This is a genomic window from Morganella sp. HSTU-ASny43 (assembly GCF_022819185.1).
GTDB lineage: Bacteria > Pseudomonadota > Gammaproteobacteria > Enterobacterales > Enterobacteriaceae > Morganella > Morganella morganii.
Map to the genome: position 1 here is coordinate 18,328 of NZ_WSPG01000021.1, position 21,493 is coordinate 39,820.

The following is a 21,493-nucleotide window of genomic DNA, read 5'->3' on the forward strand; positions in this document are numbered from 1 at the left end:
TTATTGATGTGTATATTTGTGATATGCTCGGGCAGTTAAAGCAAGAGCAGGTAACAGGGTAAAAGAGGCGGCTCCTGTTATCGATGCCGCCTAGTTCGTCACTTCGCCGCAGGGCTGGGACTCGAACCGCATCGGCTGAGAGGTCGATATAATTTGCTTAGGATTAACGATTACGACGGGTCACCCCATAGTTATCTTTAATAAAACAGAGCCCTCTCCGGAGGGCTTTTTCATATCTGCAACTTGTAAGAGTTACTTACAGGTTTAACTCTCCGGAAATTCCGGATAGTTCACATGTTCGGTTATTCCGAACAACTGATACTAAAGGTTGCCCTGTGCGGCCTTTTTTCATATACGCCCCAGTAGCCCAACGGTAGAGCGCTCGGCTCATAACCGATGGGTTGTCGGTTCGAATCCGGCCTCGGGGCACCAATACGCCGCCACAGAATCCTGAACAAACAAACGTAATCAGCGCAGAGATACTGTGCGCGGCACCCTATTAACTTCTAATACCCTCCGTCAGGAGGTAAGCCATGAAAATGAAAGAAAACCCAGACGTTTGGGATCAGGTACTGATGTATCTGTCTCAGTACAAAGACCAGGGCATATTTGCCGCTCTCGCTGGGTCGGTGGCTATCCTTCGTGGTCGCTATAACGGCGGAGGATGGAAGAAGACCATTTTTGACGGGCTGATGTGTGCAATCTTCGCGTGGTTCGTGAAGGACTTGCTGGCGCTACTCGGCCTTAATCCTGATTTGGCGTATCTGACCAGTGTATTCATTGGGTATATCGGTGTGGATGCGCTGAGCAAAATAATCAAAGGCAAGGCGGGAGTGAGTGATGACTGAACCAAAATGGATTACTGAAGCCCAGAAAGAAATCGGCGTATCAGAACACACAGCAGCAGGTTCCGCAGCTGTAGACCAGATGTGGATTGACAGCAAACTGCGCGGACTGGTTGGCACTGCGCGTAAAGTGCCGTGGTGTGCCGGGTTTGTGAATGCCTGCCTGGAGCGCGCCGGTATTCGTTCTACCCGCTCTGATTCTTCCCGCTCATATCTGGCGTTCGGGAAAATGCTGACACAGCCTGCATACGGTTGCATTGTGACGTTTTCCCGTACCGGCGGCGGTCATGTTGGCTTCGTGGTCGGTAAGACAGAATCAGGTCAGTTGATGGTGCTGGGCGGCAATCAGTCCGACGCGGTAAATATCAAAGCATTCGGTACTGACCGTGTTACTGGTTACCGGTGGCCATCTGGAGAGCCGGTAGATAATCGCCCATTGCCGGTTGGCAATGCTGCGCTGTCAGTAAAAGAGTCATGATATGGACTGGCTGACAAAAGCACTGACTGGTATCTGTGTGGTGCTGGTCATTGGTCTGCTACTTACCCTGCACCTGTATGGTGGTCTGAAAGATAATTATCAGCTGCTGTCCTCTCAGTTTGCTGAGCAGGTCGCCATCAACAAAGACTACAAATACCGCATTCAGTCACTTCACGAACTCGACACCATGTATACGCAGGAGTTAACCAATGCCAAAACTGAAATTGATAACCTGCGTGATGCTGTTAAGTCTGGCAACAAGCGGGTGTACATCAAAGCCGAGTGTCCAAAGGCCGGAGCCGATACCGCCGAAAGCGGAAGCAATGAAACCGCCCCACGACTTAGTGAAGCAACTGAACAGGATTATTGGCGTCTCAGAGAAATGATGGCTGAGAACGAAAAGCAGACCCTGTATTTGCAGGACTACATAAAGACTCAGTGCCTGAAATGAAAAAGCGAGGCTAGCCCCGCTTTAACTAATCACCCCACCTTGCGATAAGGGTATCCGGCTTTTTTAATGTGAGCATCAAAATACTGGCCTTTTGATGACGCGTTCATTAACCCGCTGTGAATATGCGGAGGTACACCGGAGTACTGATAGATGCCACTACTGTGGAACTCAATTTCCAGCACGTGAGTGGCAGGATCATAACCAACTGAACGAAGGTTTGAAGATGAAACAGGAACACGATTCAATTTCTAAATCTCCTATCATCGGGAAAAGTCCCGAGGAGATAGTAGAGCATTTCAATAAATATAACTTCGTGGACGATCACGGACACCGCCTTGAGTTTTGTCAGGACTTCATCGACTTAATCCGGTCGGCAACAGCGCCTCGCTAAATAGCGGGGCTTTTTAATGGATTCTTCGCAAATAAGTGAGGTGATCCAAACTATCTTGACATGCCGGAACAGACGGAAGTGACCAAAGTAACGCAGTGATGCGTGATGATGGTTGCGCATCTCTCGCATTTCACCCTGTGCACCACATGCACACATCTTTAAACACCAAGCCAATATTTAGGAATGAGTCCTGAGGCGATCAGTTATAGCTGATGTCGCTTTGGTGGGCTGATCTCCTATGTGGCAGGATTCATTACTAAGTAAGGTAGACATCATGCAATATCCAAAAGTTATTGTGAACGGCGTGTCCGTTCGTGTTGATAGCGAAGGGCGTTACAGCCTGAATGATTTACACGCTGCGGCAGTTCTCAAAGGCGAGGCAAATGAGTCACAAAGGCCAAGTAAGTTTATCCGGAGCGCCGGAGTTAAGCGCTTTGTTTCTGCTCTCGATGCCAGAGGACAAAAAAGTCCTCTGAAAGGAAATCAATCACTTAAGGTAGTTAACGGTGGTAATGAGCAAGGCGTATGGGCTGCTGAATTATTGGCGATACGCTATGCAGCATGGATTAAGCCTGAGTTTGAAATCAGTGTGTATGAGACATTCCGCGAAGCGACACTTAACGGGCTGTCGAACATGACCATGCTTAACCGCCTTGACCTGCTGATTGCCACTGAAAAGCAGGAGATTAGCCACTGCGCCCGCAGAATGAATAGCTGGGGCGTTGGCGGACGGAAGAAGTCGCTGACAGATACCCGAGCAAATATCATTGCGCAGATGGATCCGGATATGGTTTCTCTGATGGAGGCGCACCAGTAATCTGATGAAGCTCCGCATTCGGAGCCTCGTCAAAGAAAAACAATCGTTCACGGAATAGACCGCACAGCGGTCTTTTTTATTACCTACGAGCCGCCGATCTCATCTGCCACATTAGCCACGACCTGTGCCACTCCTCACAGCTAGCGTGTGGACATCCAGAATAATCGGTAACACCGGGATAAAGACACCCTCATATGCGGCGACACCTGCCGTGGTGGAAGAAATGGTGAACATCAATCAACTGAGGTGGACATGACTGAAAAATACGAAGTCACAGCAACCAAAAAGGACGGCACGACATATCACGGATTGATGGCAACGAAAGAGCCGCGCATTACTAACGGACTGATTGGTATTTCTGGTCTGGATGGCTCATGGACATATATCGCACCGGATGAAATCAGCGACATCAGATACATTCCGGTGGTTGAGGAAAAGAGTAAGGAGTAGGAATGGCTAAAAGACCAGACTGGGAGGCCATCGAGTCGGCTTACAGAGCTGGCGTGATGTCACTCCGTGAAATTGCCTCACAGCATGACATATCCGAAGGGGCGATAAGAAAGAGAGCAAAACGTGACGATTGGTCGCGTGACCTGAATGCGAAGATAAAAGCCAGGTCTGATGACATGGTACGCAAGCAGGAGGTACGCAGGCAGGTACGCAGTGAAACGGCGCTATCGGAACGCGTACTTATCGAAGCTACCGCAGAGGTAATAACCAATGTTCGAATGGAGCATCGCGGCAATATCCGGCGGGCGCGTGAATTGGCTAACGTGCTGTTTGACGAGCTGAGCGCAGAGTGTGCCGATGTGGCCGCACTGGAGAAACTCGGCGAGCTGATGATTGAGCCAGATGATAATGGGCGAGACAAGCTGAACGAGCTTTACCATGCTGTTATCTCACTGCCTGAACGCGTGAAGTCAGCTAAAGCGCTGAGTGAAACACTGAAGAACCTTATCGGCCTTGAGCGTCAGGCGTATGGCCTTGATGACATGCAGCCGAATAAAACAGCCAGCCAGCTATCCGACCTGATGGACGAACTATCGAGCAAATAACATGAAGCCAGAGCATTTAGCGTTACTGCGTAATAAGCAATGGCGTCTGAATAATCTGTACTGGATCACCGATAAAGAAGGTCGCCCGGTTCGCTTTAAAATGACGCCTGAGCAAACGGAATATTTCGAAGGCATCCACAACCGCAATATCATCTTGAAAGCCCGTCAACTTGGATTCACGACTGAGGTCTGCATCATCCAGCTTGACGCGGCCATATTTGAATCGGCTAAGTGCGCACTGATTGCACACACCCTGCCGGATGCAAAACGCCTGTTCCGGGAGAAAATCAAATACGCCTACGAGCGCCTGCCGGACGAAATCAAAGCAGCCAATCCCGCGAGTAATGACTCCGCCGGTGAACTGGTGTTCAGCAAAGGCGGCTCGGTGACTGTGTCCGTGTCGTTTCGTGGCGGTACGCTGCGCTACCTGCACGTATCGGAGTTCGGTAAGATATGCGCCAAGCAACCAGAGAAAGCCCGTGAGATTGTTACAGGGGCGTTTGAGGCGGTATCAACGGAATGCTTTACGACGATTGAGAGCACGGCAGAAGGGCGGGCCGGTTATTTCTTTGACTACTGCCAGTTGGCAGAAAAAGCACTGATGCAGGGCAAATCATTATCTCCGCTGGACTGGAAGTTTTTCTTCTTCTCCTGGTGGAAGAATCCGCAGTACGCAATCGACCCTGTTGAGCAACTTCCGCAACGCCTGTCTGATTATTTTGCTGAGCTATCCGGCAAGTACGGAATTACGCTCAACGACCGGCAGAAAGCCTGGTACTACGCCAAAGAAAAAACACTCGGCGACGATATGAAGAGGGAATACCCGTCGATACCGTCAGAGGCATTTCAGCAGTCTGTGGATGGTGCGTATTACGCCAAGCAATTCCGCTGGCTGTACGAGAATAAACGCATTGGCGAAATCCCTGATAACTCACACCTGCCGGTGCATACGTACTGGGATATCGGTGTGGGTGACTCCACTTCAATCTGGTTTGTTCGTGAAGTTGGTGAAGAATTTCACATTGTAGATCACTACTCAAACAGTGGTGAGGGTCTGCGGCACTACATGAAGGTGCTGAAAGATAAAGGCTATGACTATGCCAGCCATAACGGGCCACATGATATCGATAACCGCGAGTTCGGCTCTGATGCGAAATCACGCCGGGAGCTGGCGCGGGAAGGGTACGAAATTGACGGGCAGATTTATTCAATACGTTTCGAAGTAGTGCCGAAGCTATCCGTTGATGAGGGTATTGAGGCAGTGCGTGAAATCCTGCCGCTCTGTGTATTCGACGAGAACAAATGCGGCGAAGGCATCACTCACCTTGAGGCGTACCGGAAAGAGTGGGATGACAAACGCGGGTGCTGGAAAGATAAACCACTTCACGACTACACATCACACGATGCTGACGGATTCCGTTATTTCGCGGTCAGTCGCCGTAATAAGAAATCTCACTCCGGCATGCTGGTTCGTAAACGTTAATGAGGGCAACAATGGAAGTAAACAGAGACAGGCTGTCATTGGCGGTGAATAACGCTATCAGTGCGGTAGCAAGAGCCAGAATGACATACGCAACCGGTGGCACCGGAACCGGAAACACAAAGCGACCGCGCATCTGGCGTGAGTTCGGTTATCCGGAAGTGCTGACGTTTAATGACTTTTACGCCGCCTATGACCGTAACGCTTTGGGCGGTGCAGCGGTAGACCGGTATATCTCCGGCTGCTGGATTGATGTTCCTGAAATATTCGAAGGTGACGAAGAAGCAGACCAGGATGGGTCTACTGATTGGGATAACAAACTGAACAAGTTGCTTAAATCGCACTGGGAGCAAATCAAAGAGGCCGACAAGCGCAATCTGGTTGGCCGGTATTCAGGTCTGATTATTCAGTTGCGCGATGGTCGCAAATGGGATGAACCGGTAGACAGAGCCGTGGTTTCCCGCCTGAAAGATAAAGCCATTATTCGCATGATCCCCGCGTGGGAAGAGCAGCTTGATGTGAGGCTCTGGAATGAAGACCAGACTAGTGAAGATTACGGCTATCCTGCTCTGTACTCATTTACAGAATTGCATGTCGGTAAGGAATCAGATGGCTCTCCGGGGCGGATTATTGATATTCACCCTGATCGCGTAATCATCCTTGCTGAAGGGGCGGCAGACGGAAAATTAACATCCGGTACCCCGTTACTGAGGAAAGGCTACAACAAACTCATTGATGCTGAAAAGGTATCGGGCGGCAGCGCTGAAGGATTCCTGAAAAACGCCAGTCGTCAGCTCAACTATGCGTTCAGCAAAGAAACCGACTTCCAGCGCCTGGCGGAGGCATTAGGCACCAATATGGATGGCCTGGCCGATGCACTTGATGATCAGGTTCGCAGGCTGAACGAGAGCATTGACGCATCAGTGATGATGCAGGAAGGAACGGCAAGTGTGCTTTCCGTTGCACCGGCTGATCCTGAACCAACATGGCGTACCGCACTGGCTGAATTCGCTGCCTCAATCAATATGCCGGTTAAGGTGCTTATAGGTCAGATTACCGGTGAACGGGCATCAACAGAGGACATGAAGGATTGGGCGAAAACGTGCATGTCACGGCGCACAGGATTTCTGAAATCAGTGATTGAGTCCGTGGTATCACGATTCTGGGCGCTCGGCATTATCGAGCCAAGAGAGGAAATCACCGTCAGTTGGTCTGATTTACTGGCACCGAGTAAGGCTGAGAAAATCGACTCGATGAACAAAGCTGCCGATGTCGCTGTTAAAACACAGCAGGCATTCGGTCATTCGGTATTCCAGGAGAACGAAATCAGGGCGCTGGGGGAATATCCGACTCTGACCGAGTTTGAAAGTACTGATCCACCGGAAACCGGCCCCAAAGGAGATCCGTTAACTGATGATAACGAACCAGAAAACAGGGTCTCCGATAATACCGGGGAATAAGGCGGACCCGACACAGTCAGGAAAGCCTGTCAGAAAGATGTACCGCGATATTGAAAACCGGTATCACGGACTGAAAAAATCACTCCGCCAACTGTTCGATCTGTCATTCACCGGCAGAGAGCGAAACCAGAACTCACTCTACAGCTATATCATCGCTAAAAACGCACAGAACGAACCAGATTCGCTTATCAGGGTTAACGCGGGTGTTTATTTGTATGACCTGGCTGGGCGTCCTGATGAGTACGCACGGTTCCTTGAGCGGCTGCAATCCATTCTGGATGAATATCTGCTTGAGGGCGGAAATGAAAACCTGTGGGCGTTCAGCCATGTCGCAGCTGAGTATGACCGCGGCACACTGAATGCATATACCAACCTGTCGTTACAGTCAGAGGTGTATGCATCACAGACCACGCTCACTTACCTGATGTCGCAGCCTGCATACCAGAACCAGATAGCCGCAGCGTTTATCTCAACGTTCAGCGACTGGAAAGGTATTTCTGATGCCGCCCGCGCCGATCTGTCGAACATCATAGGCACATCGATAGCCAGAGGTGTTAATCCGAGAGAAACAGCCAGAATCGTTAGTCAGCGGCTGGATGTCTCAATGAGCAATGCAAAGCGCATAGCTCAGACAGAGCAGGTAGGCGCGTTACGCCGTGCAAACTGGAATGAAACCACATGGGCGAGTGAGAGATTAGGGCTGCGCACCGGCCTGTTGTGGTTATCTGCACTGAAGCCGACGACACGCAGCTGGCATGCTGCACGACACGGCAAAGTGTTCACTGTCGAGGAGGTTGAGTCGTTCTACGCTGACGGCGGCAACCGGTTTAACTGCTACTGCGCGACACAGCCGGTATTACTGAATGACGACGGGACGATTTACAACAAAGGCATTACTGACCGGCTGACAGCAGAACGGAAAGCCTGGTCAACAGACGAAGATTCATAACCAAAGAGGCCACCACATGAAGCTTTCGGGTATTCATGTTAAATCGCTGGCTATCAACTCCTCCAATATCGCAACTGAAACCATCGACGGTGACGAGCATATCGTCATTCGCGGCGTTGTTCCTGTTGTTGATGACGTTGTGATGAACGGGGGGCTGTATCCGGCCAGCGAAATTAACAAAAGCTTTCAGTCGATGGAGGGGCGGCAGTGCCCGTACGGGCATCCCAAAATCGGCACAGATTACGTATCGGCTGACACGCCGAGAGCAGTAAATCAGTTTCACATCGGCGCATGGGCTGAGAATGTCCGCAAAGATGGTGAAAGAGTCGTCATGGACGTGAAGGTCAACCGTCGGTTTGCTGATGCCACTGAGAAAGGCAAAGAGTTCCTTGCCCGTGTGGATGACATCATTGCCGGTAACAGCACAGACCCGATCCACGTATCAACCGGATTACTGTTACAGCGCGAGCAGAACAAAGGCAAGTCGAAGGGCAAACCGTACACATGGGTAGCCAGGAACATGCACTTTGATCATATCGCCATTCTTCCGGCGAGTGAGCCCGGCGCGGCCACTCCTGATGATGGTGTCGGGATGTTCGTTAATGCTGACGGGCAGAAATGCGATATCGAAAATGCCAGCCTGGTTGATGCGGCGAACTGCACGAAGGCGGATATTTTCAGTCAGGTGAAATTCTTCTTCACCAACGGTTCAAATTTCTCTTTCGAGGATATCCATAAAGCACTGCGAGATGCCATGAGAGAGCAATCATCAGGTGACGACTGGCCTTATCCGGAAACAGTCTGGCCTGACAAATTCATCTACTACAAATCCGGAAAAACCTACCAGCAAAAGTACCTCATTGACGACAACGGCGAAGCTGATCTTGTCGGTGAGCCCATTGAAGTTGTGCGCAAGCCAACAGAGTACGAAGTAAAAACCAATAAGGAAAACGACCCGATGAAACAACTCATCACAAACGCGCTGAAGGCAAAAGGCATCGACACAGATGGTAAATCCGATGCTGAGCTGATGGATGCGTACAACCAGATGATCGCCAATGAATCAAAAGGCGAAGAAACGCCGGAAGAGAAAGCGGCGCGTGAGAAAGCAGAGAAAGAGGCCAAAGACAAGGCCACTAACACAGATGACGTCACCGCAGCAGTGAATGCCGCACTCAAGCCGCTCACTGATGAAATCAGCGCACTTAAAAGCCAGTTAAACGCAAACGCTGACAAAGAAAAGTCAGCCATGCGCGAAGCAGTTAAAGCCAAATTCGGCTTCACGGAAACAGCCGTGAATGCGCTGGACGGCGACCCGTTGAAAGAGCTGTATGCGCAGTGTGCACCGGTTCAGGGGCTGAATGGCTCGTTCCATTCTCAGCATAACTCTTCCACCTCAGTATCAGAAATGCCGGAGTAAAACGAAATGGCGAACAAAACAAAACGCGTTATCCATGCGGGCGGTATTTTTCCTAACCCGCTGTTAAATCGTGAGGGTGCGGCAGCGGCAGACACCAAGCCGGGCACTATCGGGTTCTTTGATGGTGGCGAGTTCAAAGCCTCCGTTGATGGTAAAGAGTCGGCGATCCTGTACGTGGCAAACATGGATTATCTGCGCTGCAAAGGTGTAGATGACGACCTGAAGGCTGGTGATTGGGTGGTGGCAATCCAGCCATTGCAGGGATTATTCCTGAACGTCCGCGCTGCTGCCGGTACGTACAAAAAAGGCCAGCCGGTGATTGTTGCCAACGGCCAGATCACAGCGGCCACCGCTGCGGAAGGTGAAGTTGTATTCGCCTATGTCGAAGAAGATTCAGCACTGACCGCTAAGGCGGGTGAGCTGGTTCGCGTTGTGTTCAAGTAAGGAGAACTGAATGTTTTATTTTTCAACCAAAAAAGCGACCGAAACCGGCAATCTCGAAGCAAACACGGCTCAGTTCGGTGAATTGCAGATTGCCCGTGACGCATCCGCACAGGCAGTTGCTGAGTTCATTATCCGCGCCAATTCACGCGGTAATGGCGCAATCAGAGTTGACGCCGCTAACGCAGTTGATGACATCCGCCGCCTGTACAAAGCATATGACCAGACTGTCCTGTCTGAGTTTCAGCCAACCACTGAGTTCACCCTGCTGAATGACCTGATGGGACTTTCCCGCTCAGTGCGTCTGGAAGAATCCGTGTATGAATACGCCCGTAAAGGCAGTGGCGGTGTGGCTCATACGTCAATGTCCGGCCAGATCGGTGCGTTGCTGGATGCTGGCGCTTTCACCTTTGACGGTACGATGGTGCCGATTCACGATACCGGCTTTAAGTTCGGCTTCCGTGACCCGATCTTTGCAAAAGGTTCCGCGCTGGCCTCTTTGTCCGATGCGCAGTCTGATTCTGTTGATACTGTCCGCCGCAAATACGTTGACTTTATCTGGAACGGGTTCCGTGATTCCGAAGGTAATTTCATCAAGTTTGATGGCAAATCATGGAAAGGTCTTCGTGCTGATGAGCGCGTAGCACAGGTGACACTGACGGTTAACTTTGCCACTGAGCAGGACGGCAAGGTGATCCGCGCAGAAATCATCAAGCTGCGTGACGTGCTGAAACTGCAAAACCTGCAATACGGTGAGCAAACCTGGTATGTGTCAGGTGAAATCTTGTCAAACTGGGAAAGCGTGTATTTCGACGTTAACCAGACCCGCACCATCCTGGAAGAGGTGAAGAAAATCACCGGCATCAAAGATATCAAAGAAGATTACGAGCTGAAAGGCAATGAAATGCTGATCGTTCCGCTGGGTGCCGGTGTTATCGCTCCGATTGTCGGTCAGGCGTTCGGTACTGTCGCAGACCCGCGTCAGTTCTATAACTCTGATTACGTATGGCGCACATGGGGCGCTGCCGGTCTGATGGTTAAGCAGGACATCAGCGGTCACTTCTCAGTCGTTCACGCGAAAGGCGCATAAGGTGGATTTATGGCACTGGTAAAAGTAGTTTCAAATAACTTCTTCGCCGGTGCCGGTTTCCAGCCTGTGGAAGCCGGTAGCCAACTGACAATGTCAGATGAAAGCGCGAAAGAATGGGAAAAGGCTGGTCTGGTTGAGATTATCGCATCGGGTGATATTGAAGTAGCATCGCCTGGTAACGACGATTCTGAACAGCCTGAACAGCCTGAACAGCCTGAACAGCCTGAACAGCCTGAACAGCCAAAGGGCAAACCTAACGGTAAAAAATAATGCAGATAACTCTTGATGACGTAAAGCCGATGATTGCGGAACTCGGGTTTACATTGCCTGATTCTGTGCTGTCGCTGTTACTGAGTCAGGTTAATGCAAAGTCCGGATGCCTCGAAGCCAACTACGACGAAACAACGCAGAAACTGCTGCTGATTTACACCGCTGTCCGGTTGGCCTCGCTGTCTGGCGCACGAAAGATATCATCACAGAGCGCTCCTAACGGGGCGTCTCGTTCTTTCGCATATGATTCTGCCGGTACTGATTATCTGCTGAACCAGATCCGCTCATGGGACAGCGCCGGGTGTCTTTCTGATTTGCCGCTGTCGAGCAAAACGGTCGGATTCTTCGGTGTGGTCGGGGGGTATCAATGAGTTCATTGGCAAACTGGGCTTATACCTCATGGGCTACGCTTTGGCGGCTTGCCGGGAAAGACAAATACGGAAAGCCAGCATTCTCGGACCCGGTTCATTTCCTGTGTGGCTATGGTAGTGAGCTTAAGGGCGGAAAGATTGATATCGGCTCTGAAATCGCTATCAAACTGGTGTTCTGGACTGAGTACGCCGATGCGAAGAAAGGTGATTTTATCGCTATCGGAAAGCACTCAGGTGATCCGGTTTCTGCCGGTGCTGACGAAATCAAATTCATCAAGCGTGATGAGGACGTATTCGAGCACATAGCGGACGACTACACCCTGATAACGGCGGTGTGATATGGCGGCGAAAATAAGAGGTATCGCAGAGGCCAGTGCCAATCTCAATGCTCTGGTCGGCAATATCACTGGTCGAAAAGTTACCCGCGCAATACAGGCGGCGATGCTGATTGGTGGTGCTCAGGCCACGCTGTTCACGCCTATCGACACATCAACACTTATCAACTCTCAGTTCCGTGAAATCACAGTGAACGGCACCCGCGTTACCGGCCGCGTCGGGTATTCTGCGAACTACGCGGTATTTGTTCATGACCCGAAAGTTAAGCAGACATTCCGGCGTGCGACTGCGCGAAAAGAGTTCCTTACGCTGGGATTTGAAGAGGGTCGCGATGAGATTGAAGCAGCCATGCATCAGGAGATGCACATATGATACACGAGGCATTTGAGCGTTATCTGAGCCGCGTCGGCCTGCTGGATGATTTCACTGTTCAGTACCTGACGTGGACAGAAGAGCCGGATTCACGCACGCAGCAATATGCCGTTATTCAGCCTGACGGCGGCAGCGGCAGATTTGCCGACCTTGGAGCTGACGACAATGTAATGCTGATTCTGGTGTCCGCGCAGAATGATCCGGAGCCGGTGTTAACCAGGGCGAAAGGCATTCTCAGTTTCGTATCCGAGTTTCCGGACGATTGCGAACTCAACTCAGTTTACAACCTTGGCGGCATGCCTAAGCCGGTACCGACAGAAGAAGGCCGGTTCATCATGCAATTGGCCTTCCGCTGCACATCCTGAACAAACACACTTCAAACAGGTCGCTTATGCGGCCTTTTTTATTTGCAAATAAAGAGGTTACAACATGGCACAATGCCCTGATGATAAAGGCCTGGTGATGGGTAATGCGGGAATTCTCCGCATCGCGCCCGGTTGCCCAGGTACAGTTCCTGAACAGTCAGCGTTTCTGCGTCTCGGCGCACTGACCAGTAAAGGGCTGGATTACGGTACTGAAACGGTTACTTCCAAAGCAGACGACACAAAAGGGCTGACCGAGGCTATCGTGACCGGTCTGGATTTAACCATTAAGTTTGATGGTGAGCTGAAGCGCAAAGGTGCTGAGGGCTCCACGTCTGCTTTTGATATCGCCAAAGAAATCCTTGCTGAAGTCAAGGCCAGCCGTCAGCCGTCATATTGGGTGCAGCTCGACATGAAAGGCGACGGCAGTGATGTGATTCAGGGGTACATGAACTTCACATCATGGTCGATGGAGTTCCCGACCAAAGAGATCGCCACGTATTCCGGTGAACTGAAAGTCGCAGACGCTGACAGCTTTGAGTGGCTGCAGGAAGAAATCGTGGTGCAGAGCATCACCGCCAACCCAGCGACACTGACAGTGAAATCCGGTGAAACTGCAACATTCACGGTCGGATTTACTCCGGTTGATGCGACAAACAAAAATTACGAGGTGGTCAGCGATAAGCCTAATTTTGCCACCGTCAGTAAATTGCTGAATGTCGTCACTGTTACCGGTGTTGCTGCCGGCACCGCGAATATTACTGTCACATCTGAAGATGGCAGCAAAACGGCGAAGTGCGTCGTTACTGTCACTGCTGCCTAAATATTACAAAGGGCATCTCAGGGTGCCCTTGATAATGTTCAGGAGGATATATGACACCGCGTTTAGAATACGGCGAGATGGTGATATCCACTGCCGAAAATGATTACCTGTTTCGCCCGTCACTGGATGCTATGACGCGAATCGGTGAGCCTAAAGAGATTGTGAGCGCGTTCACGCGATTAAATGGCGCAGAAGTACAGCAAATTATTGCGTCTGCCGTAGCCTCTTACGGAGTGGTTCCTGAATGGCTGATTACGCTGTTAAATAAGCCGGTGTACGGACGCAGCATCTTATCGACCGCAATGGGCGTGATGCAGGCATGTTGTGACGATGACTGTTCCGAAGTTATCGGTGAATGGCGACCAGGTAAATCCGGCATGGTGTACAGGCAGGGCGCTATGCATTACCGCGATATTATCCTGCTGGCGCGCGAGCTAATGACCCACGGCATTATCGGTAAAGCCAAGGTGCGCAAACTTCAGCGCAACGAAGGTAAAGACGAATACTCAGACGAGTTCCGCGCCGTCGATTACATCAGTGCCGCCCGTGTGCATTTCAACATCACCCGCAGTGAAGCGGAGCAACTCACAATGACCGAGTTCGTGATGATGCTGAAAGCGAAATATCCGGACGAGAAAGGCTTCACGAAAGATGAGTATGAGGCCATCACCAAGGCCGATGATGCCCGTAACGATGACCTGATTAGGGGCAAGCGTCGGCTGGTGAGCAGGAAGAAGATTTAACACATCCGCCGTTTGGCGGTTTTTCATTTTAAGGAGCCGGTAAATGGCAAACGTCGGTGAAATCGTATATCAGGTGCAGATGGATGTTGCTCAGTTGCTGACATCACAACGTCAACTGGATCAGCGGCTGCGGAATATGGAGGGCGGATTTAACCGCACAACGACCGCCGTCAATGGCACTGAGCGATCAATTTCCTCACTGTCGCGGGTTGCTGCGTCACTGACTGCGTATTTATCTGCTTCTGCTGTTGCCAGCTACGCCGAAGCCTGGACGGTTCTCAACAACAAACTATCGAACTCTGTCCGTGCCAGTGAATCGTTAGTTGAAGTGACTGAGCGTGTATTCAATATCTCTCAGGACACCCGGTCAAGCCTTGACGCCACAGCGACATTGTACGCCCGACTTGAGCGCGGAACACGACAGTACAACACATCAGCGGAAGATCTGGCGAAACTTACAACCATTATTAACCAGGGCTTCATTGTTTCCGGTGCCACCGCTCAGGAAGCTGAAAATGCCATCATTCAGTTGTCGCAGGGGATTGCGTCCGGCGTGCTGCGCGGCGAGGAATTTAACTCAGTTTCCGAGCAGGGAAGTCGGTTGATGGTCGCTCTCGCTGATTCGATGGGTGTCAGCATCGGGCAGTTACGCGCAATGGCCGCAGAAGGAAAGCTGACCACTGACGTGGTAGTTAACGGACTTTTGTCGCAGGGCGCAGCCATTGGCGAGGAGTTTTCGAAAACCACTCAGACCATGTCTCAGGCATTACAGGAGGCTGGTAATAACATCACTAAGTTTTTCGGTAACTCATCGACTGTTCAGTCGTTCATCGGCGGTTTTAATGACTCAGTGGTGGTGGTAAGTGAAAACCTTGATTCTCTGACAAATATTCTGGTTATTGCTGCCGGGGTTATTGGCTCAAGGTACGCCGGTGCACTGGCGCTGGCTGGTGCTGCGCAAGTTAAAAAAGCTCGTGACACAATGGCTGGTGCAGCCGCATCAAGACAGGCGGCAGTGGCTGAACGTGATGCAGCAGCTGTGCTTGTGAGAAAAACAGTGGCAGACAGAGACGCGGCAATGTCAGCGCTAAATCTTGCCAGGGCCGAATATCAGGTAGCCAGAGGGTCGGCGGCAGAGGCTACAGCGCTGGCTAACGTTACAAGATTGAAAACAGCGTACAGCAATGCAGCCATCATTGCGGCGCAGGCGAACAATACACTGAGTGCATCTCAGGCCAGGGTGGCTGCTACTGGTTTGACAATGGCTAATGCACTGAAAGCTATGAACTGGTTGCTTGCACCGATAGGTGGGCCAGCCGGTGCCGCCATGTTGGCCGGTGCCGCAGTTTATTACTTTTTCCAGAAAACGGAAGAGGCCAGACAGGAGGCATCAAAGTTTGCTGATGAGCTTGAGGGACTGACGGAAAAAATGCAGAGCATGAACCGCGTCCAGCTCGAGGGAATGATAGCGAAAGCCACTCAGCATATGTCTACTCAAAAAGATGAAATTAAAGAGCTTGGCAGCGAAATAGACAGCCTGAATGAGAGGTACAAAAAGGCAGGTGAAAGGAACTACAGCCTTGCCGGGGCGGAAAGTGACAGAGCCAAAATACTCAATGAAATAAAGATAAAGCAGGCTGAATTAGATACAAAAACAACTGAGTATTCGCGTACATTAAACTCAACAGGACTGATGCAGGCGAAGCTCAACGGTGAATTACTGCAAGGCGCTGATCTCCTCAAGGCTCAATCCGGCTCTGTGTTGCCGAATGCCAGCGCGGCCCTTAAAGCGTACGGGTTAAACCTTGAAGACGCCACAAGGGCAAAGCAGAGATTTAACGCAACATCATTGACTGTTGAGCGCAGTCAGGATGGCGATAAGTTACTGGAAAATCTTCGCAAGCAAAATGAGCTCCTGGCAATAACAGATGCTCGTCAGAGAGCTATCGCCACCGCAAAGCAGAAAGCTGAAGAAGCAGGAGTCAAGGCTGACTCGACTCAAATGCAGCAAATAGAGAATGAAGCAGCCAGAAGTTATGATCTTGCTGATGCCAAAAAGGAAACAGTTCGCACATCGAAAGCAGCCGCCAGCGCAGCAGCAAAAGAAGCCACTGAAGCGGAAAAGCTCAAGCAGAAGATAACTGACCTGGCTAATGCGACGAAGGTTGCAGAGTTGGAAACTAAAGGGCTTTCCCGCGAGGCAGCAATCCTTGAGGCAGTGCAGAAGCTTGGGTCAAAGGCCAATGCAGCACAGATAGCCGAAATAACTGAACTTGCCGGTAAGGAGTACGACCTCACTCAGAAGATAAAAGACCGCAAAGATGCATTTGAGCAGAATCCACGGTCGAAAGCCAACCAGGATATGAAACTGGCCAGCGAACAACTTGAGCGACAACTGAAAGGTAATTTGGTTACCGAAGAGCAATATCAGCAACGCAGGGCGGCGATACACGCTGAGTATTCGCGCAAAATATCGGAAGAAACATCAAATGGTCAGGTGAATATTGTCGCTGAGAATCGGGCGAAAATTGACCCAATTCAGGCACTGGCTAACGAAAATGCTCAGAAGCTGGCTCTGATGGAGTCGTACTATCAGGCAGAGCAGGCGTTGCTGAAGCAGTCACAGCAGGATGGGCAAATCAGTTATGACCAGTATATAGCCGCAAAACAAGCTACCGATGCACAGTATATGGCGCTGAAAACCGCACAGGATAAACAGTATCAGGAGCAGCAAATTGCAGCACAGTGGCAACTGCTGAGTCAGCAAAGCATCGGCTATGACATGCTCACATCCGCAGTTGATTCTCTTTCCGGGAATGCGTCCAACGCTATCACCGGGCTGATCACACAGACCATGAGCTGGAGTGATGCTGCGCGGTCGCTGGGTAATACCATGCTTAACAGCGTGGTCAACTCTATCGTTCAGGTTGGCGTGGAGATGGCTAAAAACTTCATCCTCGGTCAGACATTAGGCGTTGCTACTCAGGCAGCGAACGCATCAGCAGCCGTTGCCGGTGGTGCCGCGGCTTTGGCTGCGTGGACTCCGGCTGCTATCGCGGCATCTATCGCAACGATGGGGGCGGCATCTGCGAGCGGTCTTGGTGCGTATACTGCGGCACAGGCGACCGGCGCAGCAACCAGTATCGGAATGAAGGCACTGACGATTGCCGGTGCGCGTAAAGATGGTGGCCCGGTATCTGCCGGTGAAATGTACCGGGTTGGTGAGGGTGGTAAGCCGGAGATATTCAAAGCGTCAAACGGTAACCAGTACATGATCCCCGGCGATAACGGCAAGGTCATCAGTAACCGTGATATTGGCGGCGGACAGATTCCGGTGACGGTGAATATCAATGACTATTCATCCGGAGGTAACAGGATTGATGCTCAGGCCAGACAGGACAGCAGCGGCATGACCATAGATGTGTTTATAGCGGACATGGACAACAAAGGGCCGATGCATAGCGCCATCACACGAAACACAACAGCATCTGCGAGGGTGAGATGATTATCGATTATCCTGACTGGCTTCCTCTGGCACAGAAGTCAGATAAAAACATGACCATCGACACCGGTTATATGACAGATCAGCCACAGGTAGGTGCGCCGATATTCCAGAAACTGACCGATGACCTGAAAACGGTATGGAATGTCACCTGGATATTCACGCTGGCGCAGGAGCGGGCATTTGCTCAGTGGCTGCGCCATCCTGATTATCTGGATAACTGTAACCGGTGGTTCCGGATGAAAATCGACATCGGCGGCAGCGGATTACAGGAGCAGGAACTGCACTTTGTGTCCTACCCGGTGCAGACCAGTGTTAACGGTGCGTCGGTCACATGGACCGGTCAGGTTATCTGCAAAAACCTGCATAACGACGATGACGAGTTCGGTGATGTGATTATCGAGTTCCCGCCGCCGTTCGGCAGCTGGCTGGATGTTATTGTCACTGAAACACTGCCACGGTGTAAGGAGGAATAATGCCGACATTGCGTGAGTTCCGCGCACAACGACCAAACCGCATCCTGTACGAAACACTTCAGTTATCACACCCATCGTTCGGCGACATTTACCTGATCACTCGCCAGATTTTCCCGAAGACACTCGGCGGTATTGAATATCTGCCGTGTAACTTTGAGATGTCGGAGAGTCAGCAGAGTAAAACGCCGATCATCGACGCAAGTGTGAAATTCAGCCGTGTGGCACATGAGTTTAAGCAGAAGCTGAAAGCATGGCGGTCATATTCACGAATGATGCCGGTCGAAGTGACGTACCGGCTGTTTGATGAGGCGGACAAAGGTACGGCAATCGTTCGCTGGAAGCTGTTTGCAAAGGATGTATCACTGGACGCGGAAGCGGTATCAATGACACTTTCGATGACTAATCCGCTGAACAAGAATGTCGGACGCATTTATGAGCCGCAGGAGTGGCCGGGACTGGAGGCAGTATGACGACAGATGAATTTACAGAAAGGATAATCGGGGTGCCGTGGGTTAACCGGGCGTGCTCGTTTACTACGTGTGACTGCTGGGGACTGGTGACGCTCTATTACCGGCATGTTATCGGTGCTGAAATTCATCACGATAGCAGTTATGAATCTGACGGTGATTTTATGACCTGTTATCAAAATGAGGTGAATTTCTGGAAGCCGGAAGAACATCCGGTAAGTGGCGGGATATTTGTGGCCTATGACGGTTCGGTGCCGGTTCATGTCGGCGTTGTGCTCGGCGGAATGGTTCTGCACAGCCGAGGCGATAACGGACATGTCCGTCTGGACAGATTACTGACCATTCAGCGGATATACAGCAAAGTGGAGTTTATGACTTATGCCGGTAATTGAAATTCAGCGCCTGCCGGGAACACCAAAAGAGAGAGTCGAAGTAAAATCCGGCTCTCTTTTTTTTGACTGGCTGAAAGAGCAGAGCATCAGCAGTGACGTAGTGATCATGGTTAATGGTGTGAAACTGACCGATAGCGACAGCCTTGATTTTGTTGTCTCTGAATTACATCACATTCAGGTGTTTGATCAGCCGAAAGGCGGTGCAATCGGAGATCTGTTAAGCCCGATATTCAAACTGGTATCGAAAGTATTCTCTTTTCTGGCACCAAAAACGCCGTCATTCACATCAGCAGACGCTAACGTTAAAGACAGCCCGAACAACCGGCTCACCGGGCAAACCAATGTCGCCAGAACATACCAGGCACGACCGGAAATTCACGGACAGGTGAGGGCATATCCTGATCTGATTCAGCAGTCGCTGTTTGAGTACATCGATAACAAGAAAAAAGTCACGGAGTGGATGAACTTCGGTATCGGGAAATTTGATATCGAAAACGTGAAATACTCAGAATCAGAATTAACCGCGCTGGACGGTGCCAGCTATCAGATATTTCAGCCGGGTGAGAATATCCCTGAAATATTTGAAGGCTTTGAATTTCACGACGTTGACGGTCAGGAAGTTCCGGGTCCGAATGAGAGTGATGAAATACCGCAGTATCAGGCGTCGGCGAATGAGGTCATATCCGGTGAGATAAAAGGCGGAGAGGCAATGATTAAAATCAGCAGGCAGAGTGAGTTCGATTATTTCTATGACATCATCAAACCGCGCTCAGTATCCATGACCGTGAGTGTTTCGTACAGCACACCAACCGGTAACGTGACAAAAGACATCAAAGTCGATGCTTATCTGTCTGAGGCGAAAAAAACAGACGATGGTTCAATCGTGCTGCCGAAAAAGTATTACGAGTTTTTTTTCGCCAACCTATCCGGTGGCGATCTGGCGACACTGCCGCCGAATGCTGTTGTTAACACCACCAAATTCATTCTCTATGACAATCAGTTTCTGACAGTCGGGCCATTCTTTTCACCAATGGAAGGCGGGCAGCTGTGGATTCATATAAACGCCCAGCTTGGCGAGGGTGATTATGCTAATGCCAGAATGGAATTCTGGAAGGTAAACGACGACAACGAGGAAATTCCCGGCACCAGGGAATCATATAACCGTGGGTTCCCGGCAGCACCGAAGACAAAAAACTATTATAAAACGGAAAAATTTATTCCACGGGGAGGCTACGGACGATATGCATTTCAGTTAACCCGACTGGAAAACAGCAACGACCACAGCGTACTGAAGCTGGAAAAGGCCCACATTATTCGCCGCAGGCTTAATGAGAAGCATAATGACGATACCATTGTCCGCGTGACTGTAAGGGCAACAGAGAACCCGACAAGCTCACGTGAGCGCAAATATAACGCTCTGGTGACGCGGCATGTTATCAGTTATGACATGGTCAACCGCAAAGTGGATTACACAGAACGGCCATCACGCTCATTTGCTGATGCTGTGGCGCATACGTGGCTGGTTACCGGCAAGCAACCGGAGAACACTATCGATTTGCACGGGCTGTATGAGATTTACGCCGGACTGCCTGATGATCGCCTCGGGTACTTTGATTACACGTTTGATGATGAGGATGTATCGTTAGGCCAGCGCGTCGAGACAATCTGCAACGTGGCGCGGGTGACGGCATTCTTTGATAACGGTGTGCTGACATTTTCCCGTGAAGAAGAGCGGAGATATCCGGCGGCGGTGTTTAACCGGTCAAACATCACCGGTAATAACTTCCGTATCTCATACGATATGTCATTGCCGGGCGGGAATGACGGCGTTGAGGTTGAGTATGTTAACCCACGAACCAACAAAAAAACCTACCTGAAATACCGTATCGAAAACGGCGCAGTGGTGAAAGGAGCAGCGAAAAGCCCGAACAAAATCACCCTGCACGGATGCCGTAACGAGTATCAGGCCACTGACCGTGCATTACTGGAAATGGACAGACTGATCAGCCAGCGGACAAGTATCAGCCTGCAAACACTGGCAGACGGTGACTATGTTTATCCCGGCGATATGGTGTTGGTGGCAGACAGCTACGACAGCAATCAGCAGGGCGGACACATCACTGGCAGAAACGGGAATGTGTTCAGCACCAGTGAGCGTATTGAGTTTTCCGGTGACATGGTGGTGAGCATCACCGATCACCTCGGAAACTCATCCGGAGAATATCCGGCGCAGGCGAGGGCTGATACGGATAAAGGCTTTATTGCCGACATTCCTGATATTCAGCTCAATATCTACGACGGCCACAATGTTCAGTCACCGTCACGGTACATCATATCAACCGTCACTGAAATGGATGCTATGCGCTGGGTAGTCTCGGATAAGAAACCGGATGCAGACGGCACATTCTCCATCACCGCAAGCGAGTATTTCGCACCGAAAGCAGACTATAACGTCTGACACGACTAAGCCCCGGAAGGGGCTTATTTGTGAATGGTGAAAAT

25 protein-coding genes and 1 tRNA gene are annotated in these 21,493 nt (G+C 50.7%); 25 read left to right on the forward strand and 1 reads right to left on the reverse strand.

Going from position 1 to position 21,493, the window contains the following annotated elements:
* Positions 1-356 precede the first annotated feature (356 nt).
* The 4 genes from GN208_RS12125 to GN208_RS12140 all read left to right on the forward strand — a co-directional run bounded on the left by GN208_RS12125 (position 357) and on the right by GN208_RS12140 (position 1,774).
* Positions 357-432, forward strand: a tRNA-Met gene (locus GN208_RS12125).
* A gap of 107 nt (positions 433-539) precedes the next feature.
* Positions 540-848, forward strand: a complete 309-nt coding sequence (locus tag GN208_RS12130) for a phage holin, lambda family (protein ID WP_049246056.1) — start codon at positions 540-542, stop codon at positions 846-848.
* Positions 841-1,323 (forward strand): TIGR02594 family protein, encoded by a 483-nt coding sequence (locus GN208_RS12135; RefSeq protein WP_243828397.1) that lies wholly within the window; start codon positions 841-843, stop codon positions 1,321-1,323. Before GN208_RS12130 ends, GN208_RS12135 begins: the two co-directional genes overlap by 8 nt.
* A 1-nt stretch (position 1,324) precedes the next feature.
* Positions 1,325-1,774, forward strand: coding sequence for a lysis protein (locus GN208_RS12140; protein WP_214192932.1), 450 nt, complete (start codon positions 1,325-1,327; stop codon positions 1,772-1,774).
* A 29-nt stretch (positions 1,775-1,803) separates the two neighbouring features.
* On the opposite strand, the gene GN208_RS12145 is transcribed toward GN208_RS12140, so the two are convergent.
* The gene (locus GN208_RS12145; protein ID WP_126117329.1) at positions 1,804-2,019 is read right to left on the reverse strand and encodes a KTSC domain-containing protein; all 216 of its coding nucleotides are present in this window, start codon (positions 2,017-2,019) and stop codon (positions 1,804-1,806) included.
* 420 nt (positions 2,020-2,439) lie between these two features.
* On the opposite strand from GN208_RS12145, the gene GN208_RS12150 reads away from it, so the two are divergent.
* From GN208_RS12150 to GN208_RS12250, 21 genes are all read left to right on the forward strand, one after another.
* Entirely contained in the window at positions 2,440-2,982 is a 543-nt protein-coding gene (locus GN208_RS12150; protein ID WP_098935823.1) for a KilA-N domain-containing protein, read from the forward strand.
* A 252-nt stretch (positions 2,983-3,234) separates the two neighbouring features.
* On the forward strand, positions 3,235-3,432 hold the full coding sequence (locus GN208_RS12155; RefSeq protein WP_214182967.1) for a hypothetical protein: 198 nt from the start codon (positions 3,235-3,237) through the stop codon (positions 3,430-3,432).
* A 2-nt stretch (positions 3,433-3,434) separates the two neighbouring features.
* Entirely contained in the window at positions 3,435-4,037 is a 603-nt protein-coding gene (locus GN208_RS12160) for a hypothetical protein (RefSeq protein WP_214182968.1), read from the forward strand.
* 1 nt (position 4,038) lies between these two features.
* Positions 4,039-5,520, forward strand: a complete 1,482-nt coding sequence (locus GN208_RS12165; RefSeq protein ID WP_036423454.1) for a terminase — start codon at positions 4,039-4,041, stop codon at positions 5,518-5,520.
* An 11-nt stretch (positions 5,521-5,531) separates the two neighbouring features.
* The gene (locus GN208_RS12170) at positions 5,532-6,977 is read left to right on the forward strand and encodes a phage portal protein (RefSeq protein WP_243828398.1); all 1,446 of its coding nucleotides are present in this window, start codon (positions 5,532-5,534) and stop codon (positions 6,975-6,977) included.
* Positions 6,931-7,926: a phage minor head protein gene (locus GN208_RS12175; protein WP_163623519.1), complete on the forward strand. Its 996-nt coding sequence runs from the start codon at positions 6,931-6,933 to the stop codon at positions 7,924-7,926. Before GN208_RS12170 ends, GN208_RS12175 begins: the two co-directional genes overlap by 47 nt.
* Before the next feature lie 16 nt (positions 7,927-7,942).
* On the forward strand, positions 7,943-9,346 hold the full coding sequence (locus tag GN208_RS12180) for a DUF2213 domain-containing protein (RefSeq protein WP_163623520.1): 1,404 nt from the start codon (positions 7,943-7,945) through the stop codon (positions 9,344-9,346).
* A 6-nt stretch (positions 9,347-9,352) separates the two neighbouring features.
* Positions 9,353-9,790: a hypothetical protein gene (locus tag GN208_RS12185; RefSeq protein WP_163623521.1), complete on the forward strand. Its 438-nt coding sequence runs from the start codon at positions 9,353-9,355 to the stop codon at positions 9,788-9,790.
* A 10-nt stretch (positions 9,791-9,800) separates the two neighbouring features.
* The gene (locus GN208_RS12190; protein ID WP_243828399.1) at positions 9,801-10,877 is read left to right on the forward strand and encodes a major capsid protein; all 1,077 of its coding nucleotides are present in this window, start codon (positions 9,801-9,803) and stop codon (positions 10,875-10,877) included.
* Positions 10,878-10,886: 9 nt separating this feature from the next.
* A complete protein-coding gene (locus tag GN208_RS12195; RefSeq protein WP_243828400.1) occupies positions 10,887-11,147 on the forward strand; it encodes a hypothetical protein in 261 nt (86 codons plus the stop codon).
* A complete protein-coding gene (locus GN208_RS12200) occupies positions 11,147-11,518 on the forward strand; it encodes a hypothetical protein (RefSeq protein WP_163623523.1) in 372 nt (123 codons plus the stop codon). Before GN208_RS12195 ends, GN208_RS12200 begins: the two co-directional genes overlap by 1 nt.
* Positions 11,515-11,856: a hypothetical protein gene (locus GN208_RS12205; RefSeq protein ID WP_243828401.1), complete on the forward strand. Its 342-nt coding sequence runs from the start codon at positions 11,515-11,517 to the stop codon at positions 11,854-11,856. The genes GN208_RS12200 and GN208_RS12205 overlap by 4 nt, the downstream gene beginning before the upstream one ends.
* 1 nt (position 11,857) lies before the next feature.
* Positions 11,858-12,226 carry an HK97 gp10 family phage protein gene (locus tag GN208_RS12210; RefSeq protein WP_111759595.1) on the forward strand — a complete coding sequence of 123 codons (369 nt, stop codon included), beginning with the start codon at positions 11,858-11,860 and terminating at the stop codon, positions 12,224-12,226.
* Positions 12,223-12,591: a hypothetical protein gene (locus tag GN208_RS12215; RefSeq protein WP_111759596.1), complete on the forward strand. Its 369-nt coding sequence runs from the start codon at positions 12,223-12,225 to the stop codon at positions 12,589-12,591. The genes GN208_RS12210 and GN208_RS12215 overlap by 4 nt, the downstream gene beginning before the upstream one ends.
* Positions 12,592-12,655: 64 nt before the next feature.
* Positions 12,656-13,411 (forward strand): Ig-like domain-containing protein, encoded by a 756-nt coding sequence (locus GN208_RS12220; protein ID WP_111759597.1) that lies wholly within the window; start codon positions 12,656-12,658, stop codon positions 13,409-13,411.
* Between the two features lie 50 nt (positions 13,412-13,461).
* Entirely contained in the window at positions 13,462-14,154 is a 693-nt protein-coding gene (locus tag GN208_RS12225; protein WP_243828402.1) for a DUF6246 family protein, read from the forward strand.
* A 43-nt stretch (positions 14,155-14,197) separates the two neighbouring features.
* On the forward strand, positions 14,198-17,659 hold the full coding sequence (locus tag GN208_RS12230; protein WP_243828403.1) for a tape measure protein: 3,462 nt from the start codon (positions 14,198-14,200) through the stop codon (positions 17,657-17,659).
* Positions 17,656-18,132, forward strand: coding sequence for a hypothetical protein (locus GN208_RS12235; protein WP_159298480.1), 477 nt, complete (start codon positions 17,656-17,658; stop codon positions 18,130-18,132). The genes GN208_RS12230 and GN208_RS12235 overlap by 4 nt, the downstream gene beginning before the upstream one ends.
* Positions 18,132-18,602, forward strand: coding sequence for a DUF1833 family protein (locus GN208_RS12240; protein ID WP_243828404.1), 471 nt, complete (start codon positions 18,132-18,134; stop codon positions 18,600-18,602). The genes GN208_RS12235 and GN208_RS12240 overlap by 1 nt, the downstream gene beginning before the upstream one ends.
* Entirely contained in the window at positions 18,599-18,991 is a 393-nt protein-coding gene (locus tag GN208_RS12245) for an NlpC/P60 family protein (protein ID WP_243828405.1), read from the forward strand. Before GN208_RS12240 ends, GN208_RS12245 begins: the two co-directional genes overlap by 4 nt.
* Positions 18,978-21,449, forward strand: a complete 2,472-nt coding sequence (locus tag GN208_RS12250) for a host specificity factor TipJ family phage tail protein (protein ID WP_243828406.1) — start codon at positions 18,978-18,980, stop codon at positions 21,447-21,449. The genes GN208_RS12245 and GN208_RS12250 overlap by 14 nt, the downstream gene beginning before the upstream one ends.
* Positions 21,450-21,493: the final 44 nt, after the last annotated feature.